Genomic DNA, 12333 nt, shown 5'->3' with positions numbered 1-12333 from the left:
CATCACCACCATGACCCATCATCGACAGGAGAGACCGACCATGGACGACAACGCCCGCTACCAGGTGCTGCGCAACGACGAGGACCAGTACTCGCTGTGGCCGGCCGACCTCGAGGTACCCGAGGGCTGGCACCCCGTCGGCAAGGAGGGCACCAAGGACGAGTGCTCCGCGTACGTCGACGAGGTGTGGACCGACATGCGGCCGCGCAGCCTGCGCGAACGCATGGACAACGTGGCGTCCTGACCCGGGCCTCGTCACGCGGTGCGGCCGGCGCGCGATGGCGCCGGCCGCACCGGGGCCCTCAACTTCCCCGTACGGTCACGCGGTTACCATCCTTTGAACAGTCGACCGCGGCGTGGGAGATCGCGCCCGGATACGGAGGAGAACACCACGTGACCGCGCAAGGGGTAGCATCCCAGACCGGAAGCGGGCCGGAGCCGCCCAACACCCCCCTCAACCAGGGGCGACCGCACAGCGCCCGGATGTACGACTACTTCCTGGGCGGCAAGGACAACTACGTCGCCGACCGTGAGGCCGCGGCCAAGGTGCTCACCCTGTGGCCGGGTGTCATGATCGCCGCCCGGACCAACCGGGCCTGGATGCACCGCGCGATCCGCTTCCTCGCCGCCGAGCGGGGCATCCGCCAGTTCCTCGACATCGGCACCGGCATTCCCACCCGGCCGAATCTGCACGAGGTCGCCCAGGGGATCGCCCCGGAGTCCCGGGTCGTCTACGTGGACAACGACCCCATCGTCCTCGCCCATGCCCAGGCCCTGCTCAAGAGCCACCCCGAGGGCCGCACCGCCTATGTGCACGGGGACGTCACCCAACCCGAGGCCGTCCTCGCCTCGCCCGACCTCACCGAGGTGCTGGACCTGTCCCGGCCGGTCGCGCTGAGCCTGGTCTCGCTGCTGCACTTCGTCCCCGACGAGTGGGGCCCGTACGACCTCGTCCAGCGGCTGGTCGACGCGCTCGCCCCCGGCTCCTTCCTGGTGCTGAGCCACATCACCCCGGACTTCGACCCCGAGGCCACCCAGAAGACCGTGCAGGTCTACCACAGCGGCGGCATCCAGGGGAAGATCCGCACCAGGGACGAGGTGGAGCGCTTCTTCACCGGTCTGGAGCTGGTCGAACCGGGCCTGGAGGTGCCGCACCGCTGGCGGACCGACCTGGCCGAAAGGGACTCCCATGTGGAGACCGGCGATGTGACCGACGAAGAGGTGTCCTTCTGGGCGGGCGTCGCGCGGAAGTCCTGACGCGGTCTCCGGGACAGGGTTCAGGGACGCGGTCCGACGGTCGTCGTGCCGTCGCGGATGGTGATCGCCAGCGCGGGACAGGAGTCCGCCGCGTCCAGCACCCGCTCCTCCTCCGGGACCTCCTCCCGTCGCGGCCGGGCGTGCTCCTCGTCGAGGACGAACAGGTCGGGGGCGATGCCGGCACACATGCCGGACGCCATGCACCGCCCGCCGTCGACCTCCGCCTTCCAGGTCATCCGGCTCACCACCCGATGGGCATGACACGGGGCCCGCGGACCAGCATCTGGCTCTTCCACTCCACGTCCCCGGCCAGCCGCAGGTTCGGGAAGCGGGCGATCAGCGCACCGAGCGCCTCCTGGAGCTCCAGCCGGGCCAGGGGCGCGCCCAGGCAGTGGTGCACACCGTGGCCGAAGCCCAGGTGCTGGGTGGCGGGGCGGGCGACGTTCAGGGTGCCCGGCTCGTCGAAGCGCAGCGCGTCGCGGTTGGCCGAGCCGACCGCGACGAGCACGGGTTCCCCGGCACGCACCAGGGTGCCGCCCACCTCGATGTCCTCGGTGGCGTAGCGGGGGAAGGAGGCGGCCATGCCCAGCGGGACGAAGCGCAGCAGCTCCTCGACGGCGCCGTGGAGCAGGGCGGGCTCCTCGCGCAGCCGGCGCAGTTCGCCCGGGTGGTCCAGCAGCGTCAGCACGAAGTTGGGGATCTGGGTGGCCGTGGTCTCGTGCCCGGCCACCAGGATGCCCACGCACAGATCGACGAGCTCGAGCTCGGACAGCCGGTCACCCGCGTCCCTCGCCTCGATCAGCGACGTCATGATGTCGTCCCGCGGGCTGACGCGATGGTCCTCGATCAGCCCGGCCATGTAGGCGCGCAGCTCCTCGGTGTTGCGGTTGAACTCGTCGGCGGTCAGGGAGCTGGTGGACAGCGCGGCGTCGCTCCAGACGCGGAACTTGGGGCGGTCCTCCTCCGGGACGCCGAGCAGGGCGCAGATGACCCCGACCGGAATGGGCAGCGCGTAGCGGTCCACGAGATCGGCGGGTGGCCCCGCGGCCTCGAGGTCGTCGAGCAGGTCATGGGTCAACTGCCGGACCCACGGGCGGAGTTTCTCCACCTGGTGGACGGTGAACGCCTTGGCGACGAGGGTGCGCAGCCGGGTGTGGTCGGGCGGGTCCATGGTCAGGATGCCGCCGCTGTCGCGCCGGCCCTCGGACTGCCGTGGCTCGTCGTGGTGGAGCGCCGCGGCCCGGCTGAAGCGCCGGTCCCCGAGCACCAGCCGGGCGTCGGCGTACCGCGTGGCCAGCCAGGCGGGCTCGCCGTAGGGCATGCGCACCCGGAGTAATCCGGTGTGGTTCCTGGCCTGGTCGTACGCCTCGCTGAGCGCGAGCCCTTCGGCGGAGTTGAAGGGATAGGCGATGGGTGTCGTCTCCGCTGTGGTCATGTGACCTCCCTTGCGTAAGCACGTGCTTACAAACGTAGGAGGCGGCGGCTGGTACGGTCAACGGCCCCTTTGCGCCGTTGATCTGACGGGACGTGAGGGAAATCGCCGGAGGCAGACGAGAGGGGTGTCGTGATGGGGACGACCGTGTCCGAGGGGCAGCGCCGGGACGCGCGGAACACACGTCGGCGGCTGCTGGAGGCCGCGGCGGCGCTGTTCGCCGAGCGGGGCTATGACCGGGCGACGGTCCGGGACATCGCCGATCGCGCGGGGGTCAACCAGGCGCTGCTGTTCCGCTATTTCGGCTCGAAGAGAGCGCTGTTCGGCGAGGTGATCGCGCACAACGGGGAGGAGCAGTTGCGCACCACCCCACCCGATGAGCTGCTGGAGGCCGCCCTGCGCGGGCTGCTGGGCCACGGCGGCAAGGAACCGGGCGGCCGTGCGCTGGCCACCCTGCTGCGCTCGGTGGACAGCGGCGACGAGATCGGTACGGCGGTGCGCGCCATCAGCGACGACTACGCGCGGGTGCTGGCCTCCCTGTCCAGCGCCGACAACCACGAACTGCGGGCGGATCTGGCGCTGTCCTGGCTGCTCGGCATAGGGATGATGCGGGTGCTGGTGGGCAAGGAGCCGCTGGCGGACGCGGACCCGGACGAGGTGTGCGCGCTGGTCACGGCCGCGCTCGGCACCCTCCTGGACGGCCTTCCGGCAGCGGACGGCAGGCCATAGGAGGCCATGTCGGAGGAGGGCAGGTCTCGGAGGAGGGCCGGGCCGTAGGAGACCGGGCGCTATTCGCGGAACTCCCCGCGGGGCGTGGTCACGACGCGACGGGCCCGGGCCGGGGTGACCACCTCGCGGAAGGCCGGATCGGTGAGCAGGACGACCGGGGCGATGCGGTGCGGGGAGTCGCAGTGCCAGTGCGGCAGGGCGGCCTCGATCACGGCCCAGGACTGATCGGTGGCGCCGCGGTCGGCCAGCGCCCTGGCCAGGTCCAGGGCCTGCTGGAAGGTGCGGGACTCGGGCAGGGCGGGCGGGACGAAGGCGGCGGCCCTGGCCATCCAGGCGGCGGTGTCGTCGCCCTCGGTGGCCGCGCCGCTCGCGGCCACGCCGCCCGCGCCCACGACACCGTCCACGCCGTCGGGGAGCCGCGGCAGGATGTCGCCGAGGGCCGAGAGATAGCCTCCGGGGGCGCCGGTCCACTCCTCGGCCGCGCAGCGCAGATAGAGCGGGGCGGCCTCGGCCCGTAACTGCTCCATGCCGATCGCCTCGAGGACACGCGGGTCCCCCAGGATGCCGGTGCGTATCCAGTGGTGGGCGGCGCTGATGTCGAGGAACGCCCCCAGGATGATGCCCAGATACGCGCCGGCGCCCGAGCCCTTGACCGCGGCCTGCTCGAAGGTGGCCATCGCCTTGCGTACTTCGCCCCGCAGGGCCTGCGCCCTGCCCTCGGCCACCAGTTCCTCGGCGGTCCCGGGACGCCCCGTACGGACCTCATGGGCCGCCTGGTCCTCGAAGCCGGTGCGCTCCTCGGCGACCAGCTCGGCGAACGAGGCGTGCCGGTCCCCCAGGGCCGGATACCAGCTCGCCCAGATGTACGCGGCCCACTCCCCGTCCTCGGACACATCGGCGGGGTCCAGCAGCCAGTGCTGGGCGTCGCCTTCCTCGGAGACCAGCAGGGCCCGGTCCATGAACGCGGTGTCGTCCCAGTCCTCGCCCTCGCCGCCCCGGATGACGCTCCAGGTCTCGGGGTCGGCCTCGCGCAGCCAGCCGACGGTCTTGGCGGGGCGCATCCGCCACATGAACGGACTGATGTTCAGCCAGCCGTCGGAGGCGCCCAGGAAGGCGCGGTAGCTCGGCGGGAGCCGGGTGCCGAGCCGCTCCTCCAGGGCGAGGATGCTCTCCTCGTCCGCGCCCTCGAACCCGAGCCACCCGGCGGCCCGCTGCTCGTCGCTGACCTCGCTCAGCTCCTCCTCGTCGGCCACCCGCAGGATGGCCGCGCTGTACTCGGCCAGATAGGACCGCCACTGCTCGACGGTGCGCGGCGGCGCCGTCGCGGACTCCGGATCCGGGGTGGCCGACACCGATGTGCCGCGGTATCCGGTGGGTGCCTCGCCCGCCCGCTGGTAGTGGCCGATGAAGCCCTTCGGCTGGGGGGCGGAGGTGAAGAGGCGGACCTGGGAGAGCTGGATCTGGCCCTCCCCCGCGTTCCGGGTGATCTCCAGGCGGTAGTGGCGGTAGGCCGTGGTGGCGGCGAAGGTGAACCCCCGGGGCTGGTGGCGGTGCGCGAAGCTCTCCTCGACGCGGGAGTCCAGGTCCACCCAGTGCTCCCCGTCGTTCGAACCCTTGAGGGTCCAGTCCTTCGGGTCGCGGCCCGGGACGTCGTTGGCCGAGGTCAGGACGTAGTGGCCGACGGCCGCCGGGCGCCGCAGGGTGAACTCCAGCCAGGCGCGGTCGCCGTGGCCCAGCCACTTGTGCCATGAGTCGTGCAGCAGGTTTTCCGCGACCTCGCCCACCTCCGCGAACTCGCTGTGCGCCCGGACCTTGGTGACCAGGTCGGTCACCTCGGCCTCCGGGCCGGGCTCGGCGGCCAGCAGCGACACCGCGCCCGAGTGCCCCGACGGATCACCCCAGATGACCCGCTCGACGGGCGGCCCCCCGTCCTCGATCAGCAGGCGCAACTCCTGGTGGAGACCCGGGCCGCCGGACCCACCGCCCTCCACCGTGCGAAAGCGGTGCATCACCTCCTCCAGCGCGCTGTCCCGCAGCGGCGAGCGGCCCTCCAGCACCCCCCGGTACTCGGTGAGCCTGCCGTCGGCGGCCCGGCGGTGCCCGTAGAACTCCGTCATCGCCGGCTGGAAACCGATCGACGCCTCCGCGCCGTCCTGCCGGCGCCAGGCGAGGCGGACCGGCAGCGAGCCCTCGCCCCGGTCGAGATGGACCAGCAGCCGCGGGGCGGGCCGCCATTCGGCGGAGCCCGGGGCGCGCCACTCGGTGCGGTAGGCGCACACCGCCGCCTCGGCGGGCCGCTCCTCCGCCATGAGGTGTGTACGGGCGCAGATGCGGGAGGGCTCGACGGTGATCCGGTACAGCCAGAGCAGACCGCGCGCCTCGGCGCAGCCGCGGACGCACAGCGTGTTCAGGCCCGTCACGAGCGCCTCACCGGGGACCGCGAAGGCCACCTCCCGGGGGCGGGCGCCACCGGGCACGGTGAACCGCGAGATCACCGCATGCCCGTTGACGGTGATGTCGATGGGCGCCCATCCCAGGGACTCCCCCAGCGGTGAGACCCGCGCGATCAGGGTCAGCGTCAGCTGCTCCGGCAGTTCGCCGCCGTCCAGCGCGAAGTCGAGCTCGACACGTCCGCCCGCGCCGATCGCGAGACGGTCCCGGTCGGGATGGCACCGCACGTACCGGGCCGTGCCATTGCCGAATCGAGGCGGATCGATGGTGAAATCCGCAAAAGTCGCTCGCACGCTGTGCTCCTGATAGGGCCATCTGGTCCATTGACATGTCGTCGGGGCATGGGTGCGGGTGGCCTCACCACACCCGGATGCTGCCGATGCTAGGGCGGCCGACCGGCACCGTCCGTGATCCGCGACGATCACTAGGGGGATGCGGGTCGGCCCCTCCCTCCCCCGCGCAGCACGGCCCCGAGGACGGCGGGGCGCATCAGCGCGGTGGGCGCGGCGACCATCGACATCACCTCGTGCAGGGCCTTGCAGACCCCCGGGTCGACGGTGGCCCGCCGGATGACCCGGTCCAGATAGCGGTGCTGGGCCCGCACCCCCACTCCGGCGGGGCCGCCCGTGGTGGTGGGGAAGCGCACGTCCTCGCTTGAGGACAGCATCCACGCGGTGTCCGTGGCGGCCGCGATGCCCTTACGGGCGGTGTGCGCCGTGCGGTGGCCGATGCCGCCGTGGCGCTCGGCGGCGGCCCGCAGGGCGCGGGCACCGAGCGCGGACACGGTGATGCCCTGGCCGTAGACCGGGTTGAAGGTGCACACGGCGTCGCCGATGACGACCAGCCCCCGCGGCGCCCGGCGCTCGTAGTGACGCCGCACACCGGGGCCGGGCCAGAAGCCACGGACCGCACCGGCGGGCTCGGCCCCGGCCAGCAGCTCGCGCAGGCTCGGGTCCCGCAGCAGACGCAACTGCCGGTCGAAACCGGCCACACCAGGCTCGGCCTGCGCTCCGCGCATGCTGCCGACGCTGGCGATCCACCGGCCGCCCTCCACGGGCAGCACCACGCCGAGCCTGGGCGCGTCGGGGGCCTTGGTCTGCAGATAGAGCGCGTCGAAGCCCGGATCCGCCCCGGCGGGGCGGTGGTACATCCGGCTGGCGTACGACACGCCCGCGTCGACGCGCTCCTCGGCGGTGTGCGGGCAGCCCAGCCGGGCCAGCCAGGCGGGGACCGAGGAGGTGCGCCCGGAGGCGTCGACCACCATCTCCGCGCGCAGCTCGCGCACCCGGGCGCGGGCGTCGCCCCGCGCCCGGACCTGGACGCCCGTCAGCTCGCCCGGGGTGCCGAGGAGTCCGACGACGTCGGTGTTCTCCAGCCATCGCACCGTGGGCTCGGCGCGCACCCGGCGCAGCACCGTGTGGTCGAGCAGCGGTCTGGTGCAGGAGAGGAACGCGACCTCGCTCTCGTACTCCGCGAGCCACCCGGCCGCGCTGAGCCAGCGCACGCCCGACATCGGCACCCGCACCGCGCCGGCGGCCAGCAACTCCTCGCGCGCGCCGGGCATCAGCTCCTCCAGCGCCCGATGCCCGGCCTCGAGCAGCAGATGTGCGTGACGCGCCTGCGGAACGCCCGAGCGGAACGCGGGCCCCTCGGGATAGCGGTCACGCTCGACTATGACAATGCGCTCGGCATATCCCCGCAGCGCCCATGCGGCCAGCAGCCCGGCGAGACCTCCACCGATCACCACCGCGGTCCCTCGCTCCGCACCTTCCCCCGGTACCCCCATACTACGGAGCGTAGTGCAGAATCATCCGAGCGTCACCACCCCCAAGGGTGGCAAAGACAACCGCGGCGGCGACTCAGGCGCCTTCGGCCGCCTCGGTGATGAAGGTGTCGAGCACTCCGTCGGCGATGCGGACCGGGCCCTCGGGGCGGGTCTCGCCCGGGAGGGTGCGGATCTCCCCGGCCCGCCGCGCGTCGGCCGCCGCCTCGGCGAACCACCGCGCCGCCCGGGCGTCATGGCCGTCGAGACGGGCGCCCAGCGCGTCCAGGGTGCGCCCGAAGGCGCGCCCCCACAGCGACAGCGCGTCCAGCCAGGGCGCACAGTCCGCCACGAATCCCCGGTCCGCGACACCCGCTCTGATGCGCTCGGGGGCGGCGGCGAGCAGGTGCGCGTATGGACGCAGCTCCCGCAGGGCCGCTCGCTCGCGCCCCGCCTCCCAGGCGGTGTGGAACCGGTCGAGCCGGGCGGCGAGTTCGGGGGCCTGCGGCTGCCAGGGTTCGGCGCCGAAGGTGGGTGCGAGGTGCTGGGTGTCGAAGAAGGCCAGCAGCGAGCGAACGGTCCCGTCCGTACGGCCCGGGTGCGCGCCGGGGCCGTCCCCGGCCAGGTAGCGCGCGGCGGCCTCCCATGTGCGGGTGGCGTCGTAGCCGGTGTCGTTCCAGGCGAAGTCCGCTCCGCCGAAGAGGGCGACCTTGCTGGCGGCGGCCTGGTTCATCGGGTTGAGGACCAGACCGGAGAGCTGCCGATGCAGTCCGGGCTCACGGGCGTCGTAAGGAGCGAGCAGCAGCCGCCCCTCGGCCTGGCCGTAGTCGTTGACCGGGTAGTTGTCCCAGACGAAGACCTTGCGGCCCCACACGGTGGCGGCCCGCTCCGCGTCGGCCACGGTGATCCGCGGCGGCACCACATCGGTTCCGGTCCACATCACCTCGACCCGCGAGTCCAGCCGCTCGCGCAGCACGCGCTTGTACGGGGTGTCGGTGACGTCCCCGTACTCGGTCGGCACCATCTGGAGCGGCCGGGTGCCCGCCCGCTCGTCCAGGAAGGTCTTCTGCACCGTGTTGAGCAGGTCGGACTGGGCCTCGGCGGCGGCCTCCGCCGAGGGGTTTCCGTAGGCGGCGCGGTCGGATTCGCAGTTCCATCGGGTGTAGCTGATGTCGTCCAGCGGCATGGAGAAGCTGCGCACCCCGAGGTCGTAGACCGCGTCCAGCTTGGCCTCCAGCGCGGCGATGTCGGCGGGGTCGCTGTAGCAGATGGAGTTGCCCGGGGAGACGGCGAAGGTGAACCGCACATGGTGGTCGGTGGCCTGCCGGACGAGCTCGCCGAGCTCGGCGAGTTTGGCGGCCGGATACGGCTCGCGCCACCTCTCGCGGTGGTACGGGTCGTCCTTCGGCGCGTAGATGTAGGTGTTCATCTTGACGTCCCCGTAGAACGCCAGCTGGTCCATCCGCTCGGCGTGGGTCCAGGGGCTTCCGTAGAAGCCCTCGATCACCCCGCGCAGCGGCATCAGCGGATGGTCGGTGACCGAGACGGACGCGATCGTCCGGTGGCCGGACACCAGCTGACGCAGCGTCTGCGCCGCGTAGTACGTCCCGTCCGAGTCGGCGCCCGCGAGCGCCACCGAGCCGCGCCCCGCGGCGAGTGCGTAGCCCTCGGCGGGCAGCGGGCCGGGCACCCGTCCCCCGGCGGCCCGAAGCGCCCGCGCGACCCGTGGCTCGGCGATCCGGCCGACGGTCACGGTCAGCTTCGGCCCGGGGCCGTCCTGGAGCCGCGAGGCCCCCGCGCGGCGCAGCACGGAGGTGACGAGATCGCGGGTCGGACGGTCCACACCGTCCGATACGACGAGGCGGACGCGGGCGGGGACGTGGACGTCCGCTCCGATACGGGACATCTCCTGTGGGCGCGGGGTGACGACCGGCAGGGGCCGTGGCGCGGTGGCGGCCGCAGCGGCGACCGCGCCGGTGGGCAACAGCAGGGCGAGGAGGGTGAACAACACCGTGACGGGTGCCAGGGTTCTGGAGCGACTGCGCATGGGACATCTCCTCCGTGGCGTTCGGTGGCCTTCGGGGCCGGTGCGGTGCCGTGCGGTGCGGTGATGCCGGGGGTGGTGTGCGGTGTGCCGTGCGCGGAGCGAGCCCGCGGCGGGCCCGGCGTATCCCTACCCAGCGATGGGCACAGATGATCGGCCCGCCGTCGGTCGTCAAGCGCCGTGCCGGTCGGGCCACTTACGGGGTGCCCGTCGAACCACGCGGCGGAGCCGCATGTCAATGCCGCGCGAAGGGGCGCAGCCCCGGTATCGGGGCCTGGGGCGCAGCCCCGGTTTCGGGAAGGGGCGGGGAGGGGAACAGCCCGCCGCAGGCGTCACGATCCGTCGGACACCCCTTGGGCCGAGGCGCCCGGAGGGCGAGGCCACCGGCGGGCCGGGTCACCGGCGAAACCGAGGCGCCGTCACCCCTTGAGCAACGCGTCGACCACTCGGCCGAAGAGCAGCCGGCCGGACCAGGCCGTGGGCGGGTCCAACAGGCGGGGCAGTCCCCGGAGTCGCGCCTCCTCGCGCCACACCACCTCGGATCCGCCACCCCGGGGGCACACCTCGATCTCGGCCCATCCGAGGACCACCGAGCCGCGCTTCTCCAGCCTGCAGTTGCCCGGAGTGTCCCCGGTGGGCGGGTCCCAGCGCACGACCTCCATGGGGTCGTCGAATCCGGCGCGGCCGACACCGGTGCGCACCACGACCACGGTGCCCACCCGGGTCGGCCCCGCCGGGCGCACGGTGACGCCGCTCAGCGGCACATGGGCGCCGTGGCGCGGCCAGTCGGTGAGCCGTCGCCAGGTCTCGCCGACGGGCAGTGGGGAGCGCCGCTCGATACGGAAGGGGGCCACAGCGGGATCGTAGGCGATCGGCGGCCGGGCAGGCGGTCGTGGCGGCGGCACGCCGAGCGCGTCGTCCCCGCCGTGTGGCGGCGGAGGCCATTGACAGCCCGGATCCGCCTGTTACCTTCCACAGAAGAAGAGAGATCCTACCTTTCTGGTCCGGCATAGACGTAAGTCGCCCCACCAGAGGGATCCTCGCAGCTCAAGCAGGTCCAGACCTTCCAACACGTCGGATCTCCATGGCTCCACAGGAGAAGGAGAACGAGAGATGAAGAGACTCGCCGCAGGCGCGGCGCTCACCCTCGCCGCCGTCTTCGCGTTATCGCACGTGCCGCAGGCGGCCGCCGCCCCCGCGCAGGGGACGGCCACCACCGCGGCACCGGTGTTCAGCGTGATGGACTACGGCGCGAAGGCCGACGGTTCGTCCAATGACTCGGCCGCCATCGAGAAGGCCATCACGGCGGCCAACAGCGCCGGGGGCGGAATCGTCCGCTTCCCGTCCGGGCAGTACAAGTCCAAGAACACCGTCCACCTCAAGAGCGAGGTGACCCTCCAACTGGACTCCGGGGCCACGATCCTCGGTTCGAGCGCGGACACCTACGACAAGCCCGAGTCCAATCCGAACGACGACTACCAGGACTACGGCCACAGCCACTTCCACAACGCGATGTTCTACGGCGACAAGCTCACCAACATCGGGTTCACCGGTTCGGGCACCATCGACGGCGCGGGCAACCTCATCACCGGCACCCCCGACTCCGGCGAGGCGGACAAGATCATCTCACTGACCCGCTGCGACGGGCTGACCCTCGACGGGATCACCCTGCGGCGCGGTGGCCACTTCGCGGCGCTCATCAACGGCTGCGACAACGTGACCTCGGACCACCTCACCATCGACACGGCGAGCGACCGCGACGGCTGGAACATCATCAGCACCACCAATGTGACCATCACCCATGCCGATATCGCCGCCAACGACGACGCGCTCGTCTTCAAGAGCGACTACGCCCTGGGCGCCAAGCTGTCCAACGGCCATGTGAGGGTGACCGATTCACATCTCTCCGCGAAGTGCTGCAACGCCCTGATGTTCGGCTCCGAGACCTGTGGTGACTTCTCGGACTACACCTTCCAGGGCATCACCATCACGGGTGCGGACAAGTCCGGGCTCGGCATGGTCTCGATGGACGGCGCCAACATCTCCGATGTGCACTATCGCGACATCACCATGACCAATGTGCACTCCCCCATCATGCAGAAGATCGGGACGAGAAAACGGTGTGGCGGAAATCCGGGAGTCGGCCACATCAGCGACATCACCTACGACAACATCACCGGGACCGGGAACACCCCCTCCTTCAGCCCGACGCTGTGGGGCGAGTCCGGTGGCAATCACATCAGCGGTGTCACCTTCAACCATGTGAATCTCACCGTGCCCGGCGGCAACGGCACCATGTCCACCGGCGTTCCCAGCAACACTGCCGACGACTACAACCCGAAGAGCATCGGCACCCGCCCCGCCTTCGGCTGGTATCTGCACAACGCGGATCACATCACCTTCAACGACAGCTCGGTGCGGTTCGCCAAGAACGACGGCCGTCCGGCGGTCATCGCGAACTCCGGGAGCGCGCTGCGCTTCAACCACTTCACCGCACAGCGCGGCAGCGACAGCCCGGCGGACGTCATCGTCCAGAACATGTCCGGCTATTGCCTCGCCGACAGCGCCAACACCTCCGGCGGAGCGCTGCGGGTGAGCACCAACGGATCCAGCGAGAACTGCTCCTCATGACCCACGACGGCTGACCACACCCCCATC

Annotated in this window: 10 protein-coding genes; 4 read left to right on the top strand and 6 right to left on the bottom strand. The window is 71.8% G+C overall.

Going from position 1 to position 12333, the window contains the following annotated elements; translation table 11 throughout:
• The first annotated feature begins 40 nt into the window (after nt 1-40).
• Together ACZ6TD_RS43255 and ACZ6TD_RS43250 are read left to right on the top strand one after the other, a co-directional pair.
• Nucleotides 41-244, top strand: coding sequence for an MbtH family protein (locus ACZ6TD_RS43255; RefSeq protein WP_137976358.1), 204 nt, complete (start codon nt 41-43; stop codon nt 242-244).
• 149 nt (nt 245-393) lie between these two features.
• The gene (locus ACZ6TD_RS43250) at nt 394-1257 is read left to right on the top strand and encodes an SAM-dependent methyltransferase (RefSeq protein ID WP_471347055.1); all 864 of its coding nucleotides are present in this window, start codon (nt 394-396) and stop codon (nt 1255-1257) included.
• A 20-nt stretch (nt 1258-1277) separates the two neighbouring features.
• Here the strand turns inward: ACZ6TD_RS43250 and ACZ6TD_RS43245 are convergent, their stop codons facing one another.
• Both ACZ6TD_RS43245 and ACZ6TD_RS43240 read right to left on the bottom strand, forming a co-directional pair.
• Entirely contained in the window at nt 1278-1493 is a 216-nt protein-coding gene (locus ACZ6TD_RS43245; protein WP_201851960.1) for a ferredoxin, read from the bottom strand.
• Between the two features lie 5 nt (nt 1494-1498).
• Nucleotides 1499-2692 (bottom strand): cytochrome P450, encoded by a 1194-nt coding sequence (locus ACZ6TD_RS43240; protein ID WP_471347053.1) that lies wholly within the window; start codon nt 2690-2692, stop codon nt 1499-1501.
• A 132-nt stretch (nt 2693-2824) separates the two neighbouring features.
• Between ACZ6TD_RS43240 and ACZ6TD_RS43235 the strand changes: the two genes are divergently transcribed.
• Nucleotides 2825-3418, top strand: a complete 594-nt coding sequence (locus tag ACZ6TD_RS43235; protein WP_471347051.1) for a TetR/AcrR family transcriptional regulator — start codon at nt 2825-2827, stop codon at nt 3416-3418.
• Nucleotides 3419-3477: 59 nt separating this feature from the next.
• On the opposite strand, the gene ACZ6TD_RS43230 is transcribed toward ACZ6TD_RS43235, so the two are convergent.
• The 4 genes from ACZ6TD_RS43230 to ACZ6TD_RS43215 form a co-directional block, all read right to left on the bottom strand.
• The gene (locus ACZ6TD_RS43230) at nt 3478-6162 is read right to left on the bottom strand and encodes an SMI1/KNR4 family protein (protein ID WP_471347049.1); all 2685 of its coding nucleotides are present in this window, start codon (nt 6160-6162) and stop codon (nt 3478-3480) included.
• Between the two features lie 131 nt (nt 6163-6293).
• Nucleotides 6294-7655, bottom strand: a complete 1362-nt coding sequence (locus tag ACZ6TD_RS43225; RefSeq protein ID WP_471347047.1) for an NAD(P)/FAD-dependent oxidoreductase — start codon at nt 7653-7655, stop codon at nt 6294-6296.
• Nucleotides 7656-7728: 73 nt separating this feature from the next.
• On the bottom strand, nt 7729-9678 hold the full coding sequence (locus ACZ6TD_RS43220; protein ID WP_471347045.1) for a beta-N-acetylglucosaminidase domain-containing protein: 1950 nt from the start codon (nt 9676-9678) through the stop codon (nt 7729-7731).
• Between the two features lie 416 nt (nt 9679-10094).
• Nucleotides 10095-10529, bottom strand: coding sequence for an SRPBCC family protein (locus ACZ6TD_RS43215; RefSeq protein ID WP_471347043.1), 435 nt, complete (start codon nt 10527-10529; stop codon nt 10095-10097).
• A 259-nt stretch (nt 10530-10788) separates the two neighbouring features.
• Between ACZ6TD_RS43215 and ACZ6TD_RS43210 the strand changes: the two genes are divergently transcribed.
• A complete protein-coding gene (locus tag ACZ6TD_RS43210) occupies nt 10789-12306 on the top strand; it encodes a glycoside hydrolase family 28 protein (RefSeq protein WP_471347042.1) in 1518 nt (505 codons plus the stop codon).
• Nucleotides 12307-12333: the final 27 nt, after the last annotated feature.

The sequence above is a fragment of the Streptomyces yongxingensis genome (assembly GCF_055597465.1).
Note: the sequence above shows the minus strand (reverse complement) of the source record. Positions and strands in the feature narration are given on the sequence as shown.